Genomic DNA, 26378 nt, shown 5'->3' with positions numbered 1-26378 from the left:
TCAAAAATGGAATTGATTTTAACGATCAATTCCATTTTTTTGCACTAATAAAAAAGCTCTCGCAATCTAGTGCGAGAGCCTAACTATGTTGAACTATTCAAAAACTAATTTTTATGTGGATATAATTTTTCTGTAGGATGAAGATCTTCCTGTTCAGCTGTTTGCTTTGCCTTACTGAATGCGGAACGATGGTCGATCACAATATCGTCTTGCATCACGTCGGTTTCATCTGCCATATTTTGACGAGCTGAGTCTAAATGTCCCTTAAGCTTACTTGTTGAGTCTTTTAAAGATGATAAAGCTGCCTGAACATTAGAACCCGCAAAATCAACAGCTTTTCCTTCAATATCAGCAGCCTTATCACGACCACTTGCAAATGTATCGTCTAGCTTAACGGCTAGTTGATCTTGCTGAGAAGCTGTCAGTCTATGCCAATACACATAAGCACCGGCTAAGACAGACACCCCCACACCAAATCCAATTAGAAATGATTTTTTCATAATTAGATTTCCTCCTTAGAAGTCTTCTTGCCCTTTCTGTTTTTAAGTTTTCCGAATAACTTTGAACCAACAGCAGCAATAGAAGAGAATTTCGAAACATTGCTCATCGTACGCGTAGAATTAGCGACCTTTCTAGCTGCGCCCTTACCAGCTGTGTTTAAATCAGAAACACTCTCACTCAAATCAGCAACAGCGGTAAATAAAGGATCGATGGTCTTGACTTTCCCATTAACATCTTCAACCAGATCATTGGCCTTATCTAATAAATCATTGACTTGGTCCAACATCGAATCGGCATCCTTGGTCAAGGTATTGACCGTGTCATTGACCTCATTTAAAGTTTGTACTAAACGGATCAAAACACGACAAAGATAAATCACCAAAATCAAAAAAGCTATCGCAGCTATTAGCCCTGCAATTTGTCCAAAAGTTATTTCCATGATCATTTCCTCCTAAATAAAATAAGTCATAAAACAATAGCCATATTATTCTTTGTCCTAAATAAAGTATGATCTATCAACAGCTCAATCAATAACAGACTATTACCTTAAATGATTCTTATTGTTTAAAGAATATCATTACAAGAATAAAACTTCAAGTGAACTCTTTTATCCTGAACGATCTCTACTGAAAAACCTGATTTCTTGAGCCTTTTTCATTCTATTTTCGGGAAAAGGCAGCACATTTTTTCATTAAAAAATAATTTTAACTTTAAATTATTTCAAACTAGCAAGCTTTTTTTGTTATCATGAATGTATAAGTCAAAAAAGGAAGTGACACATTTGTATTTTGCTCAAAGCAATTGGTTTCTAGCCGCTAAGGGTAAAAACTTTTTTAAATTCAACGTTTTTCAACGTTACATTGAAAATTTTGATTGGGATAAAGCTATTACTTCCCTTCTGCAAACTTTAGGATCACTAGTCTTAGTCTCCCTGCTTTTCTTTATCGTTAATTTTGTGGGAAAAAGATTGATTCGTCGTGGCTTTGAATCACGTAAAAAATCTAATAATCAGCATTTGTCAGAAAATCGCAAAGCAACTATTTTTACATTGTCTCAAAACATTTTCCACTATGCGATTTTGTTCTTTTACCTCTATGCTGTATTTTCGATTTTAGGTATCCCAGTTGGTACATTGATCACTGGTGCCGGAATCTTAAGTGTTGCGCTTGGCTTAGGTGCTCAGGGTTTCGTGACGGACATTGTCACTGGTTTTTTCATCTTGTTGGAAGAACAGTTTTCTGTCGGAGAGTATGTTAAATTGGGAGCTGTGCAAGGTACGATCCATGCGATCGGCTTAAGAACAACACAGATCTTAGGCTACGACGGTACACTTCACTTCGTGCCTAATCGAAGTATTACGATCGTCAGCAATTTTTCCCGTAATGACATGCGTGCTTTAATAGACATCCGTGTTGACCCTAATAAAGACATCAACCAGATGGAGCGGATCATTTCACAGGTCAATGACAGACTAACGCCGCAATACAGCGAGATCACGATCCCACCACAAATTTTAGGGACCGTTGACCCCGGAAACGGAACGTTAGTTGTCAGAGTAACTATTTATACTAAAAACGGAGCACAAGGCTCGATCCAACGTGAATTTCTCGCAGCTTATTTAGCTGCTCTCAGCGAGGCAGGCTTTGAGATCCCTGCAGCACCGATCAATTTAGAATGAATGATAGCATCAAAAAAGATCTAAAAGTTACCTTATGCTAATACAAAAATTGTGTCATAAAGTGAGAAAAAAGGTCACTTATGGCACAATTTTTATTTTCCTGAAAAAATTTTTTTACGTCAAAAAGACGACTGCTGCTATTTTGCTAATTTAAGTGCTCGATGTTTTAAAAATCCACTGAATCCCGTTACTCCTGCTTTAATTGCAGCGGTATTTGGCGCCATCCGATCAGAATGTAAGGAATAAGGTGAATCTACTCCTAACCAACACATTGTCCCAGGAATCTGCGATAATAGGAAACCAAAATCCTCTCCGGTCATCGCTGGACCAGTTTCTATATACTGCAATGAACTGTCTTGAAAATATTTGATCAGATCAGTTGTTGTTTGTTCGTTATTTTCTACTGGAAAATATCCACCTTGATGCAAATCGATATCGGCTTTACAATTAAAGGAATAAGCAACTCCCTTGGCCATCTTTTCGACTTGATTTTGAATTTCTAAATTGATGTCTTGTGTTAAGGCTCTAATCGTTCCATCAATTTGACATTCACCTGCAATAACGTTTCCTGTCGTACCGGCAGTCATATGTCCAAGTGTCACGACTCCTGCTTTAATAGGATCGATCCTGCGGCTCACGATCGTCTGAACTTGGGACACGAAATTTGCTCCACATACTACCATGTCGTTAGCTTTCTGAGGAAACGCCGCATGACCGCTTTGACCAGTGAACTTGATATGGATCTCACAAGTACCTGCAAACAACGTTCCTTGGCGGCAGCCAATGGCACCAACGGGTAAGCTAGGATCATCATGAATAGCATAAATTTCCTCAGGCAGCCAATCCCCAAATGCTCCACTTTTAAACATTTGCATGCCTCCGCTGGCATTTTCTTCTGCAGGTTGAAAAACAAAGGTGAGTGAAACAGGAGGCTGCTTTTGTGCAAATTTGCTCAGGATCCCAAGTGCCACCGTCATATGTATGTCATGCCCACAAGCATGCATTTTCCCTGGATGTTTCGAGGCAAAAGGCAAGCCTGTTTTTTCTGTGACCGGTAATCCATCAATATCAGTCCGATAGCCCAAAGTATGGCTGCTATCTTTTCCTAGCACATGGACTAATATCCCTGTTTTCCATGTTTTTATTTCCAAAAATTCTTGCGGCATTTCACGAATAAATGCTAATAATTTTTGTTGAGTTTCAAATTCTTGCATCCCGATTTCTGGAATTTGATGTAAATCTCGATACATTTTGAGCAATTTTTCATTATTCATTCTAACCGGTCCTTCCACCTAAAAAAGATTGTTACTATTCTATCAAAAATTACAAAAAAAACCGAATTTTCGACTTTGAAATCCGGCTTAATATTTGCTTGTCCTTAAAGCTTCCTCAAATCGTCAACCAAATCGACCTTAGAATCTTGGACATCAGTAACATTCTTGATTTTCTTAGCTGGTACTCCTGCAACAACACTGTTTGCTGCCACATCCTTTGTAACAACTGATCCAGCTCCTACAACAGCGCCTTTACCAACAGTTACTCCTTCCAAAATAACTGCATTGGCACCGATCAGCACATCATCTTCGATCGTCACAGGTTTAGCTGAGGCTGGTTCGACAACACCAGCAAGCACCGTTCCAGCACCAATATGACAATTATTACCTACTAATGCACGCCCTCCTAGAATGGCACCCATGTCGATCATAGTTCCCGCTCCGATCTCAGCGCCAATATTAATAACAGCCCCCATCATGATCACCGCCTGGTCTCCAATCTCCACTTGATCACGAATGATGGCACCCGGTTCGATACGAGCATTATATTTTTTTTCATCTGCTAGAGGGACCCCAGTATTCCTTCCACTAGTCTCTATCTGTGTTTTAGTAATTGCTGGTGTTGAGTTTAAAAATTTTTGGATATCGGCCCAATCTCCAAAAATGACCCCCGCTTGATCGCCAACATACGCATCGATCATACTAGGAAACTCCAGGTCTTTCAAATCACCCTTGATATACGCTTTGACTGGGGTCTTTTTTTCTGAATTAGCGATTGTTGCGATAATTTTTTGTGCGTCTAACTCTGCCATTTAACTTCCTCCAATTAAAATTACATACGTCAGTAAAAAATATAATAAACAACTGCTTAGAATTTGCTTGTTATCAACTTACTTTTTTCAATAAATACGTAGTTTTTAGTCAAATTAAGGTACATCATACTTACAGGTCTGACAAATCTTAAAAGCGGTTCAAACAACCGCACTTTGTCAATTCGAGCGGATACTATCTGCTTTTTCGATCAATGGTTTGATCTCGTAATTATTACCAATTTCATGTGCCATGTGATTAACACTTTTAAGCAACTCACGCCGAGTAATGATACCAGTAAAAATTTCTTGCTCGTCAACAACAACCACAAAGTTTTCATCAACCAAGATGTGTAAAATATCCTCTAGCTTAAAAGGCTTTTGAATAGTATGCACATCTTTTTCCATGACATCAGCAACTGTATGTTTAGTTAAATTACTAGGGTCAATTCCGTTTAACCCTAGCATCGTCTCAGTGATCATAGAAAGAGACAGTAACCCCTTAAAATGCTGTTTGCTATCCAAAACCGGGATCTTAGCGTAACGAACTTTTGTTAAAACAAGAAATGCATGTTCCAAATTATTATTCTCTAGTACATTAGCAACCAATTCAGCAGGAATCATAAATTTTTCTTTACGCTGCTCCATTAGCTGTTCAACAGCTTTCGCTATCATTCAAACTACCTCCTTGAATTACGATCGCTAAGTATATTTTATTAAATTCAGAGGAAATTACAACAAATATCCCATAACTTGAGTAAAACTTCAAAAATAAGCAGTAAAAAAACGGGTCTAAACTTTTTGGTGTTGATGAACGTTCATCAGCACTATTTTTGTACAAAAAAGGACATCATTTGTCCTCATATGCTACGATTAAAGCGACAAAACCAAATCAAAGCGAGGTATAAATGATGTCCCAAACTGATTCTATCCTAAATTTACTCAATATCCAAGACCCAAATATCAAAATTTCAGCTTGTACTGATTTTTCACAGGCCGGAGTTCACGAAAAACTGCTTTCAGCTACGCTGACTTACCCCGTCGAACGCTGTGTTAATTGTGGTTCCACGAATCTCGTTCAGAATGGGACCCGCCTGACCAAGATGAGACTACCCAGCCTAGGTGAACAACCGCTCCGCATGAACTTGCGTAAACAGCGTTATCTGTGCCGAACTTGCCACCATACTTTTAGCGCGCAGACGCAGCTCGCTCCACCTCGGCACTCGATCACCCGCCAAGCAGTCCACGAAATCGCGACTTTGGCTAAGAACTCACTGCCAGTCAAAACGATCAGCCAGACCGTGGGAATCTCAGCTTCCTCGGTTCAACGGATCTTGTATAAGGATCAGCGAGCTTTAGTAACGCCCAAAGAGCTGCCGACAGCTCTCAGTTTTGACGAATTTCGTTCAACTAAGAACTGCTTTTCTTTTATCTGCATTGACGCAAAAACCCATGATTTGGTCACCTTATTGCCAGATCGTCTCTCGCAGACGATCCGCGAGTATTTCACCAATACTTATACACTTTCTGAGCGTCAAAAAGTTCAACTGGTGACCATGGATCTGAATGCGCAGTATCAGACTTTCGTCCGTCGTCTTTTTCCTAACGCCCTGATCGTCTTTGACCGTTTCCATATTGTTCAGTTAGCGGGTCGGGCACTTGACCATGAACGGCTGCGTGTTTTAAAAGGGATCAACGACCACCACGACCGCAACTATAAAGTTTTAAAAAGCAACTGGCGCTTATTCCACTTAGCTGAAAATCAACTTGAGACCTCCCAGGTTAAATATTATCGGGGATTAAATGAATACACGACTGCCCAAAATGTGGTCGATCTGGGACTCAAGAATTTTCCACAGTTCGCAGAAAACTATCAGACCTATCAAACGATCTTAACCTTTATTCGCAACCGCGATCGGGCTACTTTACAACAATTAGTTATGAACTACCGTCCCAATGGTACTGAAATGGATACCGTCATGAGGACCATTCAAAAGAACTACTTAGGGATCAGGAACGCTTGTCTCTATGACTACTCTAATGGGCCGTTAGAGGGGATCAATCGCAAGATCAAAGAACTTAAACGTAGCTGTTACGGATTCAGTAACTTAAGGCATTTCTTTATCCGCATCAAATTGATCCATGCCTAAGATAAAAAATTTAGGTCAACACTGTGGGAGGCAGGTGCGGGCCCATTTCGCTACGCTTCGGACCCGCACCTGCCTCCCAACCCAAACACTTTAATCTAGCTATGGCAGTATAAAAAGAACCCTACCATAAAGATAGAGTTCTAAGGACTATCAACACTATTTGACAAAGTCCCAAAAAAACTTCGATTTTAACACAGCTAAAACCGAAGCTCAAAATTCAATTATTATTTCAAACGAGCATTTAATTCTTTTGTAAGGTCTTCATAACCAGGACGTCCCAGTAAAGCAAACATATTCTTCTTATATGCTTCAACACCTGGTTGGTTGAATGGATTGATGCCGTTCAAGTAACCGGAAATTGCAACCGCAGCCTCGAAGAAGTAAATCAAATAACCGAGAGTATATTCTGTTTGGTCAGGAATATTAACGATCATATTAGGCACATTACCGTCTGTATGGGCTAAAACAACACCTTGCATGGCCTTGCCATTCACGTAATTCATTGTCTTGCCACTTAGATATTCTAATCCATCAAGATTTTCTTCATCTGCCGGGATCTTCGTATCAGCCTGTGGAGAGCTAACCCTGATAACTGTTTCCATCAAATTACGACGACCTTCTTGAATATACTGACCTAATGAATGAAGATCTGTCGAGAAGTTAGCTGATGAAGGATAAATCCCCTTTTCGTTCTTCCCTTCTGATTCACCCATTAACTGTTTCCACCATTCTGAGAAATATTGCAATGATGGCTCATAATTTTCAAGAATCTCAGTCGTATAACCTTTGCGATACAAAATATTACGTAAAGCCGCATACTGATAAGCTTCATTTTTATTCAAGTCTGCATCTACATATGCTTCACGAGCATCCGCTGCACCTTGCATCAACTTATCGATGTTTGCACCAGAAACAGCAATTGGCAATAAACCTACTGGGCTCAAAACAGAGAATCGACCACCAACATCATCTGGGATAACAAATGACTCATAGCCAGCAGCATCTGCTTCTGTCTTCAAAGCACCACGGGCACGATCAGTTGTTGCAAAGATCCGTTCGTTAGCTCCTTTGACACCATACTTCTTGATCAATTTTTCTTTGAAGACACGGAATGCGATCGAAGGTTCAGTTGTTGTACCTGACTTAGAGATCACGTTCACAGAAAAATCACGGTCACCAATAAAGTCTACTAATTGCTTCAAATAAGAACCTGAAATCGAATTACCTGCAAAAAAGACCTGCGGTGCATTTCTTTTTTCAGCAGGCAGCATATTAAAGAATGAATCATGCAAAAATTCAATTGCGGCACGTGCACCTAAATAAGAGCCACCAATACCGATCACAACTAAAACTTCAGAATCTGATTGGATCTTTGATGCAGCTTTTTTGATGCGTTCAAATTCATCCTTGTCAAAATCCCTAGGAAGGTTTAAGAAACCTCTAAAGTCGTTACCTGCACCTGTACCATCACGTAATTCCTGGTCAGCAGCAGAAACTAGGGCTTGCATTTCTCCCAATTCGTTTTCATGAACAAACTTGTCTAAATTAGAACTGTCAAATGAAATATGAGCCATTATGAAATCCCCTCACTTTTGATATTGTTTACCTATTTATTATACAACACTTTCACATAATTTAAAGTATAAAAAACGACAAATTAAGATTTTCCATTGAAATTACTTAAATTTCACTAAAGCTATTATTCAGAAGCATTGACTTCACTGGCAGAGGATTTCACACTGCTTGAATCTTTAGCATTTTTGACATCTTTATTCTTATTGGTCGTAATTTTTTTCTTAGCACTTGAAACATTCGCTGAATTATCATCTGTCTTTTTTAACTCTGGAGCATCCGAATCATAATCATCGATCGTCGAATGGTCCTGATTCCTCGACCATAAACTAGTTGATCGTTGCTGCAATTTTTTTTCGGTTTGGATCAACTTATAAAAATCATTTTGATAATCATATTCCTTTGGATTTACCGGTGTAAAACCATTTGGCACGTAAAAACGCAATAGGTTTTTATTGTTCAAAGAGTCAGACAAACTTAATTCGTGAGTTACCTGTCTTGATTTTTCTTGCAACTCTTTTTTCACATCCGCTGATGGATGAGTTACCACATCTCCTGTGCCGTTTTGATAGATAGTATTTCCGATCACTGTATAGTTTGGTGTCACAAAGTTGTCATTTCTAAAAGCAACCGTCTGGTCATGTTCTGGTGAAAATAAATCTGTTCCAAACTGAATATACTTGCTTGAATCTATTCCCGCCAAATGCAAGAGGGTCGGCAAAACATCGATCTCGCCGCCATACTGTTTTTGAACACCGCCGTCATGTTCTCCGGGAATGTGAAGCATAAACGGTACCCGTTGCAACTGAGTATTATCATAATCACTCCAAGTGGATGATGATTTGCCCAATAGCTTAGCTAATTTAACATTTCTTGTATCGGAAATACCGTAATGATCTCCATATAACATGATCACAGAATTATCATATAAACCAGAACTCTTTAGATAATCAAAAAATTCTTCGACCGCCTGATCTAAATAATGAGCAGTAACAAAATAATTATTGATCGAGTTGTCAGAGGTATCGGCCGTTGGAAAATCAGTATTTTCTTTATCCAGGTTATATGGAAAGTGGTTGGAAACCGTAATGAATTTAGCATAAAACGGCTGTTGCAGCCGCTCCAAGTACTTAACCGAATCATGGAACAACAACTTATCTTTCAGGCCATATTCACTTAAGTTGTTGGAATCTTGGTTAAAATAGCTGGCATCAAAGAAATTTTGATAGCCTAAATTTGGATAAACACTATTACGATTCCAAAATGAGCCATTATTTCCATGGAAAACAGCGGATGAATAGCCGCCTTCCTGGTTTAAGATCGCAGGAGCCCCTTCAAAAGTATTATCAGTACCTAAAGCAGAAAAAAGTGAACCCTGCGGTAATCCAAATGTTCCTGTTTCCAACATATTTTCTGCATCCGAAGTTTTTCCTTGTCCAACTTGATTAAAGAAATTTTCAAAACTGTACATATCCTTGCTATTATATAAGCTATTCAAAAATGGCGTAACTTCTTTACCATCCAGTTTATAATTGATCAAAAATTGTTGAAAACTTTCTAAGTGGATAACAATAATATTTTTACCCTTGCCTGCACCAAATAATTTTGGATCGGGTTTAGCATAGTGGTTTGAAGTATACTGCAAGATATTATTGAGATCAGCACCATCAGCACGACTACGTGCCTGATTATTTTTAGCAGTCTTCAAACCGTCGTACACCGTAAAAGTGTCGATTCCTAAATATTTAACGAGATAATTGCGATCAAATGTCCGAGTTAACAACTGTGGCCGGTCGATCTCACCTAAAACTATGTTAAACATCAGTGCAAAAATCGCAAAAGAACTAATTGCCGCTGCAGATTTCTTTTTGATCGGTCGCTTGTCCAATTTGATGAGCTTGGTCAGTAAACCCAGCAACACTAAAACAACATCGCCAAGAATAATAACATCCTCTGGCTTTAACAAGGCAAAGGAACTGCCGCTTAAACCTTGCGAAACTGCCGAATAACCGAAAATGACATTAATCGTCATGAAATCAGTAAATTCACGATAATAGATCACACTAAATAGCAGTAAAGCGGTATTTGCAACGTATATCAAAAACATTGTGATATATGAAGGCAAAGTCCGTTTTACATATAAACCTATACTAAATAATAAAAGCGTGGTCGCAAAAGGATTGATCAACATTACAAAATATTGGTAGATCCCCTTGACCCCCAGATGAAAGTCGATCAAATAGACCAAGATAGTTTTTATCCAAAATAAAACAACAAGCAGACTCAAAAACCCTATCCGAGTATTGATAAACTCACGAATTTTTTTTAAATTCAAATCAGATCGAAATCCCTTCAAAGTCTCTATATATACCTTAACAGTCTATACTATTTTTGAGTCTAACGTCAATTTAGCTTGTACAAATTAGAAAAATATCAACATTTAGACCAATTTTCCTAGTTAAACTTCTCATCCCAGCAAGTTTTCTTGACCAGCTTTCACACTACAATACCGAAAACACATTATAATGTGAAAGTCGGTTAGTGGTCTCCTTTTAAATACCATGTTTTTCTCGTACAAAAAAAGAGTTCCGGAAAAATCGAAACTCCTTAGAAATGGAGATGGCGGGGATCGAACCCGCGTCCAAGCATATCGCCGCTTAGATATCTACGTTCATATCCATGCTACTTAAATCTCGCTGTTAGTCACGCCGCATGTCAGGGCAAAGCACTAACGGCCAGCCTGATGATCTCTTTCTTACATTGCAGGTGGAAACATAAGACGTAGCCTACTTATTATAAGACCCGGAGATCAGTACATAGGCGATACCGGCCGGATCTACGTTAAAGCTGACTAGGCAGCTAAAGCGTAAGAGTTATTGTTATTTTTTGCAGTTATATTTTAACTGAGCGTTTTATGGTAGTCGCAACCTACCAAACGCAATCTAAGCTCGACCTATACCTGTCGAATCCAAAACATCCCCAAATACATTGTTATTATAGCATAATAACCAGCAGGCGTAAAATCAAACACTTACCCCACAAGCAATCCTACCACTTGCCAGGATTCCAAATCCTTCCATCCAGCTCTCCTTTTGCTTGAGTCAAACGACGATCTTGTTCTGTAATCAATATTTTTAATTGTTGAAAAAAGGCACGTTCTTCATATTTTTCAGAATTAGTGACCAACTCATCACACCGGTCAAGCAACCACTGACTTTCTTCGGTCATAGATCCCCCTCCTCAATATTTTTGATCATAGCAACTTCATCTTTTAATTCTGTTAATCTTTCACCACGTTCAGCTATCTGCTGGCTGATCATGCTTAATGTTTGCTGATAGTGAGATTCATCCTTGTTTTTTGTCAGTTGCGCTAATCTGTTAATAAACCACTCCTCACGCTGTGAAAAAGAATGATCACGAGGCAGCTCAAGATACTGAAGATAATCGATCAGTAATTGCTGATGTTGTTTGTCCGTTTGATATTCAAACTGCGGAATTACAAAATAAGGCAGCATACGCATTCCTAAATTATCCGCTATCGCCGCAAAAGGACGCAAAAGCTCACTCAACGAATAACCCTGCTTTTTTCCCAACGCAAACTCACTTTCAGGCCGCCCTGTCGATACAACTAAGCCTAATTCTTTGGCACTCATTTTTTCTTTATAGGGCGTGATTAAACTATCCGCTAACCATTGGTGCAAATTTGCAGGAGCACTATACCAGTATAGTGGAAATTGAAAAATTATCCGCTCAGCTTGTAAAACATCTTGCATTTCGTCTTGAGCTAAAAAGCCATCGACCTGGGTATCAGATAGAACGCGTCTTTTAATGTCTTGATTGCCAAAAGTTAAAGCCTGTTTTAAAAAGGCTTGTGTCAAAGAGTCTTGTTCTTTGGGATGTGCCACTAAAACTAATGTTTTCACCAAGCCTTTCCTCCTTACATTTTGTCCATCGTATCATTTAAAAGCTGATCCACCAAGATATTTCCAGCATTCTTGGCATGCCCTTTAGTCCACTGAAAAGCCAAATGGGTAAAATAGGGCAGTAATTTTTTTATTTCCTGCCACAATTCTTTATTGGCAACCTCCGTATTACTCCCTGTTTTCCAACCTCTTCTTTGCCAACCATCGATCCACTTTTTCGTGATCGCATCCAGCACATATTTCGAATCAAGTGTAGCAATGATCACTTCATTTTGCCAGCCTTGTCGTCCCAAAAACTTTAATGCCTTCACCAAAGCCATAACTTCCATTCGATTATTGGTACTACCATATTCACCCTCACTGGCAGTATATTTTTTGCCGTCTTTTATCACGCAAAAAGCCCATGCAGCTGGATCACTTTCTTTAACATGCTGTCCTTTTTTATTTCCATGATTTCTAGATCCGCCATCGGTCCATAATGTAATAGTAGCTGCTTTTACAAAAACTTGATTACTTTTTGAAACGGCATTTTTGGTTAAACTGGCACGAGTGCTTTTTTGGTCATTCATCCAATCCTTTGCTTCTGCCGGTGTTTTAAAACTTTCGTACTTAGCGCCCGCAAAACCCTTGACTTGTTGTTCACACTCAGCCCAAGAATTAAAAATACCGGTTTTTCTTCCTTTTTTTACCGCATAATACTTAGCTGAAATGACATTCATCCCCTCTACCAATTAAATTGCTCCATTAATTTTAAACTATCTAAAAACTAAAGGAAAGAAAAAAACCATTCATTTAATGTAAAAAACAAAAAATGAACGGTCTTAATTATTCATAGTCACTTAATTCTCCCCCACTTCGACCCGCAAATCATGAATCACATCTTCTAAATGAATTAACGGTTCAGAAAGGGTTAAGTAATATAGGCTTTGTAAACCATTTTTACGGAACGCTACTAACCCAGCTTCACGTAATATTTTCAAATGATGAGAAACCGCGGGCTGTGTAATTGACATTTCTTCGGTCATTTCAGTTACAGTTAAACCTTCAGATAAATGATTACACAGTAAAACAATGATTTTCTGTCGATTTCGGTCTGCAAGTGCGTTAATTACTTCGAAATCATCCACGAAATTTTCGATTGCTCTACTTTGTGATGCTGTTAGTTGAACAGTTGGCATTACTTTCACTCTCCTTTCACGGGATACACATAACTACGTGTATAGAATAGCATGAACGAAGATTTTAAGCAAACGTTTACATCGTTGCTATATAAATAAGTCAATTATTTAAATGTAAAAATAAATCGATAAAAACATTAAAAAAGTGCCCAGCATTACTGCCAGATGCCAAAATACATGAGTATACTTTAACGTTTTTATACTATACAGCAAAGCACCCAACGTAAAGGCTAAACCACCGCAAAATAGCAGACTCATACCAACACTTCCCAGCCCGAGAAAAAGCTGTTTGATTCCCAAAATACAGGTCCATCCCATTAAAATATAGATCAAAGTCTCAATATTTTGCTGACGATTTTTAGCTAAAATATGGTATAAAGTTCCAAACAATGCTGAAAACCAAATCAAAGATAAGATAAACAGTCCAAATTTACCTTCAATTACTAACAAGCAGTATGGTGTGTACGTTCCAGCAATCAGCAGATAGATCCCGCAGTGATCAAATATTTGGAAAACTCGACTTGCTTTTGTGAAATAAAGGCAATGAAATAAGGTTGAAAATAAGTAGAGGCTTAATAAAGAAATTCCATATGTCAAATAAGCAAATAGAGCTAATCCGTTTTCTTTTGACACTCCCTTCATAATCAACGCAATTAAAGCTATCACACTTAGTAAAATACCTACTCCATGTGTAATTGCACTCCAAACTTCATTTATGACCTGACTTTTTTTATCCACATGACTCAGTCCTTTCACTATTTAATAGTATAGCATATATGTATTCATTTTCAATATTAACTAGACTTTAATTCTAGATAATCTATGTTAAAATAAGAAGGACTTAGACTAGATCCTTAAAATAAAAATTGGATGTGTTTAAATTGAAAACAATAAAAAACTTAGAGTTGCCTTCCTGGGAAGATTTTCCTGATATCGACTTATATATGGATCAATTAGTTAGCTTGGGGAATCGCTATTTAATTGAATTGTCTACCAATCAAATTACAGCTTCCATGGTAAACAGCTATGTTAAAAAGGGATTGATTACTCGACCAGTTAAAAAGAAATACCAACGACAGCATATCGCCGAATTACTCATGGTTTCCCTTTTTAAAGCTGTCTATTCATTGGAAAGTGTTAAGCAAGTTATTCAGCAAATATTTGCAGAAGAAAGTGCTCAATCAGCATATAATAACTTCGCAGCACTTTTTAACTATGATCTGCGTTTGATTAACGGTGAAAATATCCCTGATGTTACAAAGGTAGCTAATACAGAGCCAGTGATCAATAAGATCGAGGAATACACAATACGAGCTTCTATTTACCAAATGCTTGGTCAAAAAGAAATAGCCTTACAAGCACCACCACGCGCTAAAGAACAAAAGAAACACTGACTAAAGGTTGAAAGTTAATTTTTAGTGCCTTTGCCTGTCAGCTCAAGCTATAAATGTCTTTAATTAGTCAACTGACCAGTTCGTTGCTGTGAAAGATTTCTTGCAGATCATTGGGTAAAGAATTGATAAATCGACTGCATAATCCCGTGATAAAAAAATCAGCGGTTTTTTCACAATGTTCTGCTAAAGCAAAAAGCAACTGTTTTACAGCTTGTAAAAGTGGGATGTCCGCGAGAAACTGATTGGCCGCATAGAAAATGCCGCCTAAGGTTTTCGGATCGTTCTCCTGTCGCTGGATCATAGCCAACAGATCGTAAGCTAAAAATGTCAGCGCCACATGGCCGCACAAGCCATCATAACTTTGCGTTTGGGTCTGGTCATACTGCAGGTATTGTTTTAAAGTCTTGAAACCACACTCGATCTGCCATCTCCGGGCATATAATTGAATGACCGCTTCCGGTGTCAGACTAAGTTTAGAAGTTGCCAAAGCAATGTAGTGTCCCTTGTCCGTGCGATTTTGGATAAAGACTATTTTTAAGCGCAGGTGGTCCTCGTTATCGGTCTCAACGACCGTACTGTAGAGATAGTTATCATGGATCCGATATTTTGAACCTTTAAAGCGTTGAAACAGCATTGGAACACTGTAACGGCGCCCGCGATATTTAAAATAAGTTTTTGAAGTGTTTTTTAACCGACCAACAGCAGCGAGACCTAATTCTTGAAATTGCTTGAAAGCTTTGGGATAGGCGTACCAACTGTCAAAGAGGACATAGCTGGCCTTGACCCCGGTTTTTAGAACTTGAGCTACTAATTCAACGGCGACTTCATTCATGTGCCGTTTAGCCTGAGCATAACGTTGGGCCGCTAAGGTCCGCTGATCAGTTGTTTGTGGTTCACGGCCGATCCGATTCTTAGCTTTGTCTGATGACATCAAAGCGAAATTCAGGGGCAGGAAAGTATTGCCGTCACTCCAACCGATCGTCAAGCCGCGAAAACCCTTGACATAGCGCGGCTGTCCTTGCGGTGCAGCATGATCATAAACATTCGCCAATAGTTCAGTCTTTTTTGAATGAGCTCGTTTGAATAAAGTGTCATCAATGATCAAGGCCGCTTTTCGGCGTAAGTCGATAAAAGGACTGAGTTCCGCGATCTGGTTCCGTCCGGCCAAGCTGACCAGCCGCTGCCAGTTGATATGGCGGTCATTTAAAAAGTTGCGGACCGTTTTCTTCGAAAAAGCAGTCGGAGTTGCGGATCGGTTCAAGGTCAAACGTTGGAACAAAGTCAGTAAGATCCAGCTGACAAGTTTGGTCAGTTTGATCCCACGGACACGATAGGCATTGGACTGACGTAATACCTGGGCGAAATCGATCACCTGCAAGAATTTGTGAAAACGTGCCATTAAAGTGGTTTTATTTTGAGTTGATTGTTGTATACTGGAAGTGGACATAAATTACTCTCCTTTATTAGTTTTTGACGACTCAATTATAGGACGCAGAGTAAATTGTGTCTATTTTATTAACAAAAACCCGTGATACAACAAGCAGCACAAGTATTCTTTAACTTTCAACCTTTAGACACTGATATTTAGATACAAAAAACGGGACTGGGACAAAACGTTTCCAGTTTAATAAAAATAACACGGAATTTTCTGATTTTGGAAAATTTCGTGTTATTTCTTTGTGCTGATTTTTTCTCTGTTTTAAAGAAATAATTTAGCTGCTTAAACTTGGCCATTTTGGTCAAGTTCAGTGCCATTAACATCAATCCAAGTTCGTTTGAAACTGCTGCTTGCCCGCGAACATGAACTCGATGGAATGCAAAATTACCTTTTAGATTTCCGAAAACTGATTCAACATCTATTTTTCGCTGTTCATAACTGTCTTTCAGTTCAGGATCTGAAAGTTTTTCTTTAGTGTAATTTTTAAAGTATTCCCAAGTCGGATTATAGTAGATCTTTCGTTGTCGTCGCGTAGGAGTTTTAGCTAGCTGATCCAGTTCAGCCGTTGGCTGGTTTTTATCAGCTTCATAGATTTTGAATTTACGTTCGAAGCCATATTTGTCATGTCGGATACTATAATTTTTAAAGCTGAAAGAGACACCTTGATGATCAACATAAAAATCATCTGACGCATTATAAGCCCAATTTGCCGACTTGGTCGGATCATTTTTAAATTTCCGCTTTTGTTCTTTAAGCATCATCCCATAAGGAATTAAAGGCGTTTTTTCTAAATCATCTATGATCGTACTGTAGTTGCTTTCACTGCCGTATCCAGCATCAGCTACGACATATGAGAAGTCGTTTAAAACAGCTGTTGCTTTTAAAAACGGGATCAAAGTCCTGGTATCCGTCGGGTTAGGGAAAACTTGATAGTTCAAGACATACTGATTATTGGTGGCGATTTGCAGATTATACCCGGGTTTCAGTTGACCGTTCATCATGGGATCTTCTTTCATCCGCATAAAAGTGGCATCAGGATCTGTTTGGGAAAAGCTGTTTCTACCTTGAAAAGTTGCATCATAAATAGTATATTTTTGCTTTCTCGGTAAGAAGTCTGTGGTGATCTTGTGGCGATACTTTTTAAGTTTGCGCCGCCGGCGCTTACTAAGAGAACCGCCAGGCTGTGGCGTTTTTTCTTGGGCGACTTCCTCGTCCAAATCAGCCGCTAACTGCTGCAGTTGTTGGGTCGAAAGTCCTTCTTCCGCTTTGATTGAAGTATCAACACCTGCTTGAATCATTTCATCATATAAGTCGCTCGTTTTTTGATCCAACTTGGCCTCGTTTTTTTCAGTCGCTTTACGCCAAACAAAAGAATATTTATTGGCATCAGCATTAATTTTAGTGCCATCAACAAAAATTGCTTCATCTGAAACTAAATCTTGTTCTTTCAATTGAGCGTAAAAAGAGAGATACATTTGCTTAATCAAGTCTTGCGTCGAAGAAGCAACGCGAAAACGATTGATAGTCCGATAACTAATTGAGGTGTCTTGAGTTAGCCATTTCATCGGCAAGTTCTCTTCATTCATTTGTGGAATTTTTCGCCCTGAGGTTTGTCCTTGGGAATAGGCAAAAAGCGTCATTTTAAGCAGCATTGCCGGGTGAAAAGCTTTGCGACCAGTTTGAGGAGTGTTTTTTAGTAACATGTCTGATGGCAGACTGTCAATGAAATTACTGATGATCCTCACAATATGATCTGGACGAATAGTATAAGTATATGGGATTTGGACCTCTAAAGATTCCTGATTCATGTTATAATTTTTATACACGGAGTATCTATCCTTTCTGTCTTGGGATTGGACACTTATAGAATAGCAGGGTTAGAGACTCTGTGCTACATAAAAATGAAAAAACAGGCTGAAGAAATCAAAAATCGATTTCTCCAGCCTGTTTTCTCTTTATCAAGACTAGTTTTGTCCCAGCCCCGTTTTTTAATTAAATTATTTGATTGCTGGTGTACCCATCCAGTCAATGATTTCTTTAACTGTATCTGTGATTGCTTCTGTACCAGGTGCAAGAAGTTTACGTGGGTCAAAGCCCTTTCCTTCTTGATCTTTACCTGCTTCAATATATTTACGTGTTGCAGCAGCAAATGCTAATTGACATTCAGTATTGATGTTAAGTTTAGCAATACCCATCTTGATAGCTTTAACAACTTGTTCTTGAGGGATACCTGAACCACCATGCAAAACAAGTGGTGTCTTGATAACGTCAGCTAATTCTTGCAAACGACCGAAATTCAAGCCTTTCCAGTTTGCTGGATATTGACCATGAATATTACCGATACCACATGCAAGGTAATCAACGCCTAAGTCAGCGATCTTCTTTGCTTCTTCAACGTCAGCTAATTCGCCTTCGCCGATAATTCCATCTTCTTCGCCACCAATTGAACCAACTTCTGCTTCAACAGAAATGTTCTTTGAGTGTGCTAATTCAACGATTTCCTTAGTCTTAGCGTAGTTTTCATCAAATGGCAGATCATGACCATCAAACATAACTGAAGTATAACCAGCAGCAATAGCTTCTTTGGCTGCTTCGTAGTTACCATGGTCCAAATGCATGATAACAGGAACTGTGATACCCATAACACGCATTTCTTGTTCAACTAAATTTCTAACCAATTCGTAATCGCCCATGTACTTAGCAGCGCCCATTGATGATTGGATCAAAACTGGCACATTCTTCTCCTGAGCACCCTTCAAAATAGCACGCGTCCATTCAAGGTTGTTAGTGTTGAAAGCACCTACAGCATAATGTCCTTTACGAGCGTCTGCAAAGATTTTATTACCATTAACGAATGACATAAAATAGCCTCCTATAAAGTTTACGTTTAAAATTACTCTTCTTGAGCACAAAATAATTTTAACACATTTTTAGTAAAAAGCGAACTCATTTTGTGGTTTTTTTCACGTTATTTACATAACTTTATGGAAACTGAACGAAAATATCCATGATCACTAAGACATCACGCCTAATAATCGCTATTTCCTAGTTCGGTGATCCGTCCACGTTCAGTGTATACGATCCATTCTGCAATATTTGTTACGTAATCACCAATTCTTTCAAAGTGATTGCCTAACTTCATATAATCCATAGCCTCTAAAGCAAAATCAGGCTGTTCTTTGATTCTCTGAATAATGATTTGGTTAACTTGTTTTAAATATTCATCAGTTTGATGATCTTTTTCAGAAATTTTGACTGCAGCATCGTCATCCAGGTCAGAATAAGCCTGTAAAATATCTGTTAACATTTGTTTATCATTTTCAGCCATTTTTAACAATAAGTCAGTCAGTTCTGAATCGCTTGGCGCCTTTTGTTCTCTTCTTGCTTTTTTAGCAATATGAATAGCGTGATCAGCCAAACGTTCTAGGTCTGAACTAGCTTTTAAGATAGCAACGATTTTGCGTAAGTCACCAGCGACCGGCTGTTGTAAAGCAATTATTTGTGCTGACTTGCCCTCTAAGTGCGTCTCTTGCTCATTGATCTTTTCATCACCATCGATCACGGTTTGTGCTAAAGTCAGATCGTTATTACGCCATGCGTCTACTGCATCACTCAAGGCCGTAGATACATTCAATCCCATTGTAATAAAATTGAGTTTAAGTTTTTGAATCTGTTGGTCAAGTAGTCTACTCATTTATTTCACTCCTCCTATCCGAACCTACCGCTCAGATAATCATCTGTTTGCTGCTTTTTTGGTTCAACAAAAATATCCTTCGTCCGACCAGTTTCAATTAAATCACCTGTCAAGAAAAAAGAAGTTGTATCCGAGATACGTGAGGCTTGCTGTAAATTATGCGTCACGATAATGCAAGTATAGTCTTCTCTTAAGGTCAACAACATCTCTTCGATCAAATTACTGGAAACCGGATCAAGAGCACTAGTGGGTTCGTCTAACAAAATAACCGAGGGCTGCACTGCTAAAACTCTAGCAATACAGACCCGCTGTTGTTGCCCACCAGATAGAGATAAAGCACTTTTACCCAGGTCATCTTTCACTTCATCCCAAACTGCTGCTTGTTTTAAACTCGTTTCGACACGTTCATCGATCAATTCCTTGTCTTTTTTCCCGCTTAGTTTCAATCCATAAGAAACATTATCATAAATCGAAAAAGGAAATGGATTAGGTTGTTGGAAAACCATGCCGACTTGTCGTCTTAATTCAACTGTATCAGTTTTTGGACTATAAATGTTTGAACCGCCAATCTCTATATTACCAGTAATTTTAACATTTGGGATCAAATCATTCATTCGATTTAAACACCGTAAATAAGTGGACTTACCACAGCCCGAAGGACCGATCAAAGCATGGATCCCGTTATCAGGAAAGTTTAAATCGATCCCTTTTAGTGCTTCATTTTCACCGTAATATAAGTGAACATTGCGCGTGGAAATATAATTATTCACCACATTACCCCCTTGTATTATTAACCAAAATTACCGGATACATAATCATCGGTTGCCTTTTTCTGCGGAAAAGTAAAAATATTCTTTGTCTTATCATACTCGATAACATGACCAAGATGAAAGAAAGCAGTATAGTCGCTGACTCTTGATGCTTGCTGCATATTATGGGTAACAATAATGATCGTATAATGTTTTTTTAATTCCATCATTGTTTCCTCAACCTTTAATGTAGAAATTGGGTCAAGTGCACTGGCAGGCTCATCCATCAGCAAAATATCTGGTTGCATAGCGATCGCACGTGCAATACACAGACGCTGTTGTTGTCCCCCGGATAAAGCCAACGCGCTAGAACCCAACTGATCTTTGACTTCTTCCCATAGTGCAGCTCGTTTCAAACTGCTTTCAACTATTTCATCTAACTTTTTCTTGTCTTTAATACCATTTTCTTTGACCGCAAACGTAATATTCTCTCTGATCGATTTAGAAAAGGGGTTGGGCCTTTGAAAAACCATCCCAATATGTTTTCTCATTTCATAGACATTGATCGCAGAAGAATTGATATCCAAACTTCTATACCAAATATTACCATCGACCTTGGCGATTCCATCATTCATCCGATTTAATGAACGCAAAAAGGTTGATTTTCCAGATCCTGACGCGCCGATCAAAGCAGTGATCTTATATCTTTCAAACTGTAGCGAACCGTCATAAAAGGCATGGTTATCGCCATAGTATACCTGTAAATTTTTAGTAGTCAAAGCCATTTCTTTTTCTTTTGGGTCAAACTGCATGATTGCAGTATCATTTAAATCATATTTCCCAACATCCATTTGCGACCCTCCGCTTTCTCAATTTGCTTTTTAGCGGCTGCGTTTGCAGCAACCAAACACTAAGATGTTTAACTTCTTGTTTAAATAGCAAGTTTTTTTATTTACCTGCAGCTGTAAATTTCCGATACAGCTTATTTCCAAGATACCGTGCCGACAAATTAAAAATCAAAACAACAATGATCAGTACGGCAGAGGTCCCAGCTGAAACGGCTGCAGCATCTGGCATAATTCCTTCGGAGTTGATTTTCCAAATATGAACAGCCAATGTTTCCGCGGGACGCGACCAATTCAACGGACTGGCTGCGTTAAACGGATTCCAGTTTGTAAAATCGATCGTAGATGCACTTTGCCCAGCTGTATAAATCAAAGCAGCGGCTTCACCAAATACCCGTCCGGCACCTAAAACGATACCAGTCACGATACCTGGCAAGGCTTCGGGAATAATTACTTTAATAACCGTTCTCCACTTGGAAAGTCCCAATGCCATCCCTGCTTCTCTTTGCAAGTCAGAAACACTATTAAGTGCTTGCTCAACGTTGCTTGTCAGTAATGGTAAGTTAAAGAAAGTTAAAGCAATCGCCCCAGCTATGATCGAGAAACCTAATTTAAACTGGACCACGAATAATAAGAAACCAAATAATCCGACAACAACTGATGGCAGGGAACTCAATATTTCAATTGACATCCGCAATATCTCAGTCAGCCAATTTTTAGGGGCGTATTCGGATAAAAAGATCCCTGCTCCTAATGAGATCGGAAAAGAAATCAACAGTGTCAAGACCAGCAAGTAAAATGAATTAAAGAGCTGGTACGAGATCCCCCCGCCTGAAACAAATTCTTGTGACGGAGATGTTAAAAAGTGCCACGAAATATGCGGAACCCCTTGAATCAAGATGCGACCGATCAGAAACGCTAAAATGATAACTACCAGTCCGGCAATGACTTTAATAGTGTTCAAGGCGAACTTATTTATTGTTTTAGGATTCATTAAAAGCGCCCCTTTCTACCGATCCATTTAACTAGCAAGTTAAAGACTAATGACATCAACAGTAATACCAGAGCCAATGACCATAAAGCATTATTACCAACGGTACCCATAACTGTATTACCGATCCCCATCGTCAAGACACTTGTTAGTGTTGAAGAAGCAGATAACAGGCCTTTAGGCATCAAGGTTGCATTACCGATCACCATTTGAACAGCCAGTGCTTCACCAAATGCACGTGCCATACCAAAGATAATTGCAGTTAAGATACCCGGCAAAGCAGCACGCAAGATAACTTTATAGATAGTTTGCCATTCGGTAGCACCAAGTGCCAGAGAAGCTGATTTATAATATCCAGGTACTGCACGCAAACTATCAACAGTTAAAGAAGTCACAGTCGGTAATACCATGACAAACAAAACAAATGCACCGGATAAGATCCCGTAACCTGAACCGCCAAAGTGAGATCTAACAAATGGGACAACAACATTCAAACCAATAAAGCCATACACAACTGATGGAATTCCAACCAGCAATTCTGTAACACTTTGTAAAAAGTTGCGTCCTCTTTTGCTAGCAATTTCTGTCATGTATAAAGCAGTTCCAACTGCAAATGGGGTCGCAAATAAAACTGCTAAAAAAGTTACCCCAAAAGAACCTGCGATCATAGGCAAGGCTCCAACTAAAGGCCGCCCATCTTTTCCCTTTGCGGTCGGTGACCAATCAGTCGTGAAGAAAAAGTCCTTTAAACTAGCATGATTTTGTGTAAAAGTTGCGACCCCTTTGGAGGCAACAAAAACGAAAATCGATAAAACGACTAATAGGATCAGCAACATTGCAGAGTAACTTAAGACTTTCCCGGTCAGTTCCTGCCTAGTTTCTTTCGATTTGCTTTGAATCTTCTCCTTGATTGGATCCATATTTAACTCCCCTTTTACTTGATTGGATCCATATTTAACTCCCCTTTTACTTGGGCGTAACAAGCCCGTTTTGATCTTTTTTGACTTCCATATCTCTGATCGAAATATAATCTAATCGCGAAAGTAATTTCTCTTGAATCTTGTCAGAAGTAACCAAGTATTTAATAAAAGCATTGGTTTGTTTTGACAGGTCTTTTTTTGTATACATATGTTCATAACCCCAAAGAGTCCATTTATTCGTGGTGACATTTTTAGGAGAGGGTGTTACGCCGTTTATTTTCAAGGCAACAAAAGTATCTTTCAAATAGGGAAACGAAACATAACTAATTGCCCCCGGCGTATCAGCAACCATATGCTGAACAGAACCATTAGAATCTTGCTCTTGTGCTTTCATCCTCTTGCTATTCTTGAGCACTCCTTCATCAAAAATTGCACGAGTTCCACTCCCACTAGCACGATCGATCACCACAATATCTTGGTTAATGCCGCCTAGTTGCTGCCAGTTAGTATATTTTCCCGTAAAAATTTTTTGCAGCTGTGTCATCGTCACATTCGTCACGCCTACATCTTTATTAACTATTGGAGCAACACCGATCACAGCTAATTTGTGATCTTTCAGTTTCTTTTCATCTATCCCTTTCTGCTGTGAAGCAAAGATATCAGAGTTTCCAATATCAACAGCTCCACTTTGCACCTGACTTAGTCCTGTTCCAGAACCGCCGCCTTGCACGGTGATCTTTTGTTCAAGGTTTTCTTTCCGGTATTCATGTGCACCCATTTCAACGATCGGCTGCATTGCGCTAGAACCAACAACCTGGATCGTAGAAGAATGACTTGCTTTACTAGAACTACAACCTGTTAGAACGAAGAACATGGCTACAAAAGCCCAAAGTAAATTATATTTTTTCATAGCTGTTCCTTCCTTTCATAATTATTTTATCTAGATTATGTAAAGACCACTTCCACTTTATGTAAAGAACGTGTAAAGATTTGGCTTTTAAAACAAAAATCTTTAAGTACATCTATTAATAGTTAATTGGCCCAGAACCAAATTTACCCAGATGTTGAACAAGCTACCTGACTTGTTTTGCTGGATATTAAAACTCCCCCTACAGTTGGCTCCGGATTTTATTTCCGTATCTACTGTAAGGGGGGGCATATCATGAGCTAAAAAGTCTTGTTATCCCATAACTTTTGGCATTTAAAACTGTTGTTTGCTGCTGGTCCTGTTTTTAAGCGATATGATTTTCATGCAGGATAGACTGAACGACTTCTTCTATTTCTGGAGTTCTTGTCCATTCTTCAAAGTGATCCATTTGTTCTGTCGGCATTGTAAAATTATCATTGATATACTTTTCATATTTAATAACGCTGGAAGAACGCGGGATATTTAATTGGACTATCCTCACACTTTTAATAAAGTTTCTCGTTGCTGCTAATTCAGCCCGTCCATTTTGAACCATATTAGAAATCTCATAATAACTAGATCCATCATTTCTTGTGATTTCTTCAATTAACGTTAAAACTTCATTACTCAATATACAGACATCCTTTCTCTTTTTAAATTATATACAAGCCCACTCTAAACTGTCAAAAAAACCACCGACAGATGAGCTGTCGGTGGCGGCATAAGAGAGAAAGAGAATTGATTAGAAGGTAAATTACTAAATACCTTACCAATAAAGTATAGTCTAAAATGAAAACGGTGTCAATGAAAATAAAAAAATATTTTTATATTACATGAAATGTTGCAAGATTTAAATATTTTTAACAAAAAGTCTGTAGCCTGAATTATTCATACTTTTCCCTTAAGGACTACTTTTTGTTGTTGTCATGCTAGTTCGCATCTTTTTCGTTTTTCACCTGTTGGGTGTACAAAAAGAGCACATCCTGTGCTATTGTTAAGTCGTTGAAAACCACAAAGAACAGGAGTGCTCCTTATGTCAACTTTACATCATGAAAAACTTTTATTCAATGACCAGATCAACATTTCTAATGACGGTGGTGAGTTAGCGAACGATGCCGGAACTTTATTAATTGCTGAATTTCTGCACCAAATTCACTTTGACCAGCTCTTAGAAGATAACTTGCATTTTAAAGATGACCGTAAATATTGTACCTTTCCCTTGAACAATTTATTTAAGCAGTTGCTGTTGCAATTGCTGGCAGGATACTGCCAAGATCAGTCGGCTAATACCTTGTCACACGCCGTTGATTTTAAGCTGGTCTTGTCTCAAGCGGTCGCTTCCCAGCCGACACTTTCACGCTTTATCAATCACATTTCAGCGTCTGGGCTCTTTTCAGTCAAATCATTGCTCGGCTCGGTAGCTCACTTTGTTCTTGGGCAGCTAAATCAACATCAGCTGATCCTTGATCTAGATTCGACACATGCCGATACGTTTGGTGACCAAGAAAAGAGTGCTTATAACGGTCACTACCAGACCAACGGTTATCATCCTTTACTAGCCTTTGATGCTTTATCGGGCTGCTTGTTGAATGCTCAATTACGCCCCGGCAATCGCTATACTTCCCAAGGTGCGACTAAATTTTTATTACGGAGCTTACGGGCCTATGACGGATCTTCCCTGGATGTCTTAGTGCGGGGAGATTCTGGTTTCGCAGCTCCAGGGATCTACCATGCGTGTGATAAAAAGCAGGCTAAGTTCGTGATTCGTTTAAAAGCGAACTACCAGCTCCAAAGTCGGGCTGAAAACCTGATCCAAGTGGGTGACCAGGACTTCACCGAAGCTGAAGTCCAATGGCATGTCCTGCGAGACTATTGTCCTCAAAGTTGGTCACGACCTTATCGTGTGATTATTAAATCAACGCGGCCGGCGGGCAACTTTCTGTTTGACCATGAGTTTATCGTGACCAACTTGGAAGAATTAAGCGGTCCACAAGTCTTTGCCCTCTATCACCAACGCGGTTCCATGGAAGACTTGATCAAAGAAGTTAAACGTGGCTTTCACTTTGATAAAACGGACAGTTCTAGTTTTGAGGCCAATGAGTTCCGGATGCTGGTAGCTGGGGTCGCTTATAATATACTGCAAGCCATGAAGAACTTAGTTTTACCAACAAAGCTTAAACACGCTCAGGTCGGGACGATCCGTTTTAAATTACTCCATGTGGCAGCTAAGGTCACGCACCATGCGCGTCAAGTCTGGGTCCATTTATCTCAGACCAATGTGTTCGATAAATTATTTTGGCAGACACTGTTCAAGATTCAAAATCTAAAAATATATCCGCTGTGAACTCACAAAAA

At 39.0% G+C, this 26378-nt stretch carries 26 protein-coding genes and 1 other RNA gene; 4 read left to right on the top strand and 23 right to left on the bottom strand.

What is annotated here, in order from left to right; translation table 11 throughout:
* Positions 1–104 precede the first annotated feature (104 nt).
* Together BQ5903_RS04460 and BQ5903_RS04455 are read right to left on the bottom strand one after the other, a co-directional pair.
* Positions 105–500: a hypothetical protein gene (locus BQ5903_RS04460; protein ID WP_010498108.1), complete on the bottom strand. Its 396-nt coding sequence runs from the start codon at positions 498–500 to the stop codon at positions 105–107.
* A 2-nt stretch (positions 501–502) separates the two neighbouring features.
* Entirely contained in the window at positions 503–940 is a 438-nt protein-coding gene (locus BQ5903_RS04455) for a DUF948 domain-containing protein (RefSeq protein WP_010498107.1), read from the bottom strand.
* Between the two features lie 342 nt (positions 941–1282).
* On the opposite strand from BQ5903_RS04455, the gene BQ5903_RS04450 reads away from it, so the two are divergent.
* The gene (locus tag BQ5903_RS04450; protein ID WP_079578960.1) at positions 1283–2179 is read left to right on the top strand and encodes a mechanosensitive ion channel family protein; all 897 of its coding nucleotides are present in this window, start codon (positions 1283–1285) and stop codon (positions 2177–2179) included.
* A 137-nt stretch (positions 2180–2316) separates the two neighbouring features.
* Here BQ5903_RS04450 and BQ5903_RS04445 read toward each other — a convergent pair whose 3' ends face one another.
* The 3 genes from BQ5903_RS04445 to cbpB all read right to left on the bottom strand — a co-directional run bounded on the left by BQ5903_RS04445 (position 2317) and on the right by cbpB (position 4937).
* Positions 2317–3453, bottom strand: coding sequence for an N-acetyldiaminopimelate deacetylase (locus BQ5903_RS04445; RefSeq protein ID WP_079578958.1), 1137 nt, complete (start codon positions 3451–3453; stop codon positions 2317–2319).
* A gap of 104 nt (positions 3454–3557) precedes the next feature.
* Positions 3558–4265 carry a 2,3,4,5-tetrahydropyridine-2,6-dicarboxylate N-acetyltransferase gene (gene dapD, locus BQ5903_RS04440; RefSeq protein ID WP_056988080.1) on the bottom strand — a complete coding sequence of 236 codons (708 nt, stop codon included), beginning with the start codon at positions 4263–4265 and terminating at the stop codon, positions 3558–3560.
* A gap of 177 nt (positions 4266–4442) precedes the next feature.
* On the bottom strand, positions 4443–4937 hold the full coding sequence (gene cbpB / locus BQ5903_RS04435) for a cyclic-di-AMP-binding protein CbpB (RefSeq protein WP_010498102.1): 495 nt from the start codon (positions 4935–4937) through the stop codon (positions 4443–4445).
* 233 nt (positions 4938–5170) lie between these two features.
* On the opposite strand from cbpB, the gene BQ5903_RS04430 reads away from it, so the two are divergent.
* Positions 5171–6412: an ISL3 family transposase gene (locus BQ5903_RS04430; protein ID WP_079578956.1), complete on the top strand. Its 1242-nt coding sequence runs from the start codon at positions 5171–5173 to the stop codon at positions 6410–6412.
* Between the two features lie 224 nt (positions 6413–6636).
* Here BQ5903_RS04430 and BQ5903_RS04425 read toward each other — a convergent pair whose 3' ends face one another.
* The 8 genes from BQ5903_RS04425 to trhA form a co-directional block, all read right to left on the bottom strand.
* Positions 6637–7986: a glucose-6-phosphate isomerase gene (locus tag BQ5903_RS04425; protein ID WP_010498101.1), complete on the bottom strand. Its 1350-nt coding sequence runs from the start codon at positions 7984–7986 to the stop codon at positions 6637–6639.
* A gap of 125 nt (positions 7987–8111) precedes the next feature.
* The gene (locus BQ5903_RS04420; protein ID WP_056972573.1) at positions 8112–10319 is read right to left on the bottom strand and encodes an LTA synthase family protein; all 2208 of its coding nucleotides are present in this window, start codon (positions 10317–10319) and stop codon (positions 8112–8114) included.
* Positions 10320–10595: 276 nt separating this feature from the next.
* Positions 10596–10965: a transfer-messenger RNA gene (ssrA, locus tag BQ5903_RS04415) on the bottom strand.
* A gap of 67 nt (positions 10966–11032) precedes the next feature.
* The gene (locus BQ5903_RS04410; protein WP_010498094.1) at positions 11033–11212 is read right to left on the bottom strand and encodes a hypothetical protein; all 180 of its coding nucleotides are present in this window, start codon (positions 11210–11212) and stop codon (positions 11033–11035) included.
* Positions 11209–11907, bottom strand: a complete 699-nt coding sequence (locus tag BQ5903_RS04405; protein ID WP_010498093.1) for an NAD(P)H-dependent oxidoreductase — start codon at positions 11905–11907, stop codon at positions 11209–11211. The genes BQ5903_RS04410 and BQ5903_RS04405 overlap by 4 nt, the downstream gene beginning before the upstream one ends.
* A 14-nt stretch (positions 11908–11921) precedes the next feature.
* Positions 11922–12626, bottom strand: a complete 705-nt coding sequence (locus BQ5903_RS04400) for a ribonuclease H family protein (RefSeq protein WP_035631266.1) — start codon at positions 12624–12626, stop codon at positions 11922–11924.
* A 120-nt stretch (positions 12627–12746) separates the two neighbouring features.
* Positions 12747–13085, bottom strand: a complete 339-nt coding sequence (locus BQ5903_RS04395) for an ArsR/SmtB family transcription factor (RefSeq protein WP_010498076.1) — start codon at positions 13083–13085, stop codon at positions 12747–12749.
* A gap of 108 nt (positions 13086–13193) precedes the next feature.
* A complete protein-coding gene (gene trhA, locus BQ5903_RS04390) occupies positions 13194–13823 on the bottom strand; it encodes a PAQR family membrane homeostasis protein TrhA (RefSeq protein WP_056972500.1) in 630 nt (209 codons plus the stop codon).
* A 134-nt stretch (positions 13824–13957) separates the two neighbouring features.
* On the opposite strand from trhA, the gene BQ5903_RS04385 reads away from it, so the two are divergent.
* Positions 13958–14479, top strand: a complete 522-nt coding sequence (locus BQ5903_RS04385; protein ID WP_035631262.1) for a DUF1836 domain-containing protein — start codon at positions 13958–13960, stop codon at positions 14477–14479.
* Between the two features lie 67 nt (positions 14480–14546).
* On the opposite strand, the gene BQ5903_RS04380 is transcribed toward BQ5903_RS04385, so the two are convergent.
* From BQ5903_RS04380 to BQ5903_RS04335, 10 genes are all read right to left on the bottom strand, one after another.
* Positions 14547–15926, bottom strand: coding sequence for an IS4 family transposase (locus tag BQ5903_RS04380; protein WP_010499958.1), 1380 nt, complete (start codon positions 15924–15926; stop codon positions 14547–14549).
* 137 nt (positions 15927–16063) lie between these two features.
* Positions 16064–17743, bottom strand: coding sequence for an IS1182 family transposase (locus tag BQ5903_RS04375; protein ID WP_010498065.1), 1680 nt, complete (start codon positions 17741–17743; stop codon positions 16064–16066).
* A 171-nt stretch (positions 17744–17914) separates the two neighbouring features.
* On the bottom strand, positions 17915–18778 hold the full coding sequence (gene fba / locus BQ5903_RS04370; protein ID WP_010498063.1) for a class II fructose-1,6-bisphosphate aldolase: 864 nt from the start codon (positions 18776–18778) through the stop codon (positions 17915–17917).
* A gap of 167 nt (positions 18779–18945) precedes the next feature.
* Positions 18946–19611: a phosphate signaling complex protein PhoU gene (phoU, locus tag BQ5903_RS04365; protein ID WP_010498061.1), complete on the bottom strand. Its 666-nt coding sequence runs from the start codon at positions 19609–19611 to the stop codon at positions 18946–18948.
* A 14-nt stretch (positions 19612–19625) separates the two neighbouring features.
* Positions 19626–20381 carry a phosphate ABC transporter ATP-binding protein PstB gene (gene pstB, locus BQ5903_RS04360; RefSeq protein ID WP_010498059.1) on the bottom strand — a complete coding sequence of 252 codons (756 nt, stop codon included), beginning with the start codon at positions 20379–20381 and terminating at the stop codon, positions 19626–19628.
* Positions 20382–20401: 20 nt separating this feature from the next.
* The gene (gene pstB, locus BQ5903_RS04355) at positions 20402–21211 is read right to left on the bottom strand and encodes a phosphate ABC transporter ATP-binding protein PstB (RefSeq protein WP_010498057.1); all 810 of its coding nucleotides are present in this window, start codon (positions 21209–21211) and stop codon (positions 20402–20404) included.
* A gap of 97 nt (positions 21212–21308) precedes the next feature.
* Positions 21309–22199: a phosphate ABC transporter permease PstA gene (gene pstA, locus BQ5903_RS04350; RefSeq protein WP_010498056.1), complete on the bottom strand. Its 891-nt coding sequence runs from the start codon at positions 22197–22199 to the stop codon at positions 21309–21311.
* Positions 22199–23116, bottom strand: a complete 918-nt coding sequence (pstC, locus tag BQ5903_RS04345; RefSeq protein WP_010498055.1) for a phosphate ABC transporter permease subunit PstC — start codon at positions 23114–23116, stop codon at positions 22199–22201. Before pstC ends, pstA begins: the two co-directional genes overlap by 1 nt.
* A gap of 46 nt (positions 23117–23162) precedes the next feature.
* Positions 23163–24026 (bottom strand): phosphate ABC transporter substrate-binding protein, encoded by an 864-nt coding sequence (locus tag BQ5903_RS04340; protein WP_010498053.1) that lies wholly within the window; start codon positions 24024–24026, stop codon positions 23163–23165.
* 322 nt (positions 24027–24348) lie between these two features.
* A complete protein-coding gene (locus tag BQ5903_RS04335; RefSeq protein WP_029605467.1) occupies positions 24349–24657 on the bottom strand; it encodes a hypothetical protein in 309 nt (102 codons plus the stop codon).
* Positions 24658–25056: 399 nt separating this feature from the next.
* Between BQ5903_RS04335 and BQ5903_RS04330 the strand changes: the two genes are divergently transcribed.
* Positions 25057–26367 (top strand): IS1380 family transposase, encoded by a 1311-nt coding sequence (locus BQ5903_RS04330; protein ID WP_010499933.1) that lies wholly within the window; start codon positions 25057–25059, stop codon positions 26365–26367.
* The last annotated feature ends 11 nt before the right edge of the window (positions 26368–26378 follow it).

This window comes from Ligilactobacillus acidipiscis, from assembly GCF_900116935.1.
Lineage (GTDB): Bacteria > Bacillota > Bacilli > Lactobacillales > Lactobacillaceae > Ligilactobacillus > Ligilactobacillus acidipiscis.
Note: the sequence above shows the minus strand (reverse complement) of the source record. Positions and strands in the feature narration are given on the sequence as shown.

Bases quoted from the DNA above. Each gene is read 5' to 3' on its own strand.
- BQ5903_RS04460 (WP_010498108.1), bottom strand. From the start codon at position 500: ATGAAAAAATCATTTCTAATTGGATTTGGTGTGGGGGTGTCTGTCTTA.
- BQ5903_RS04455 (WP_010498107.1), bottom strand. From the start codon at position 940: ATGGAAATAACTTTTGGACAAATTGCAGGGCTAATAGCTGCGATAGCT.
- BQ5903_RS04445 (WP_079578958.1), bottom strand. From the start codon at position 3,453: ATGAATAATGAAAAATTGCTCAAAATGTATCGAGATTTACATCAAATT.
- dapD (WP_056988080.1), bottom strand. From the start codon at position 4,265: ATGGCAGAGTTAGACGCACAAAAAATTATCGCAACAATCGCTAATTCA.
- cbpB (WP_010498102.1), bottom strand. From the start codon at position 4,937: ATGATAGCGAAAGCTGTTGAACAGCTAATGGAGCAGCGTAAAGAAAAA.
- BQ5903_RS04430 (WP_079578956.1), top strand. From the start codon at position 5,171: ATGATGTCCCAAACTGATTCTATCCTAAATTTACTCAATATCCAAGAC.
- BQ5903_RS04425 (WP_010498101.1), bottom strand. From the start codon at position 7,986: ATGGCTCATATTTCATTTGACAGTTCTAATTTAGACAAGTTTGTTCAT.
- BQ5903_RS04410 (WP_010498094.1), bottom strand. From the start codon at position 11,212: ATGACCGAAGAAAGTCAGTGGTTGCTTGACCGGTGTGATGAGTTGGTC.
- BQ5903_RS04400 (WP_035631266.1), bottom strand. From the start codon at position 12,626: ATGAATGTCATTTCAGCTAAGTATTATGCGGTAAAAAAAGGAAGAAAA.
- BQ5903_RS04395 (WP_010498076.1), bottom strand. From the start codon at position 13,085: ATGCCAACTGTTCAACTAACAGCATCACAAAGTAGAGCAATCGAAAAT.
- BQ5903_RS04380 (WP_010499958.1), bottom strand. From the start codon at position 15,926: ATGTCCACTTCCAGTATACAACAATCAACTCAAAATAAAACCACTTTA.
- fba (WP_010498063.1), bottom strand. From the start codon at position 18,778: ATGTCATTCGTTAATGGTAATAAAATCTTTGCAGACGCTCGTAAAGGA.
- phoU (WP_010498061.1), bottom strand. From the start codon at position 19,611: ATGAGTAGACTACTTGACCAACAGATTCAAAAACTTAAACTCAATTTT.
- pstB (WP_010498057.1), bottom strand. From the start codon at position 21,211: ATGGATGTTGGGAAATATGATTTAAATGATACTGCAATCATGCAGTTT.
- pstA (WP_010498056.1), bottom strand. From the start codon at position 22,199: ATGAATCCTAAAACAATAAATAAGTTCGCCTTGAACACTATTAAAGTC.
- pstC (WP_010498055.1), bottom strand. From the start codon at position 23,116: ATGGATCCAATCAAGGAGAAGATTCAAAGCAAATCGAAAGAAACTAGG.
- BQ5903_RS04340 (WP_010498053.1), bottom strand. From the start codon at position 24,026: ATGAAAAAATATAATTTACTTTGGGCTTTTGTAGCCATGTTCTTCGTT.
- BQ5903_RS04330 (WP_010499933.1), top strand. From the start codon at position 25,057: ATGTCAACTTTACATCATGAAAAACTTTTATTCAATGACCAGATCAAC.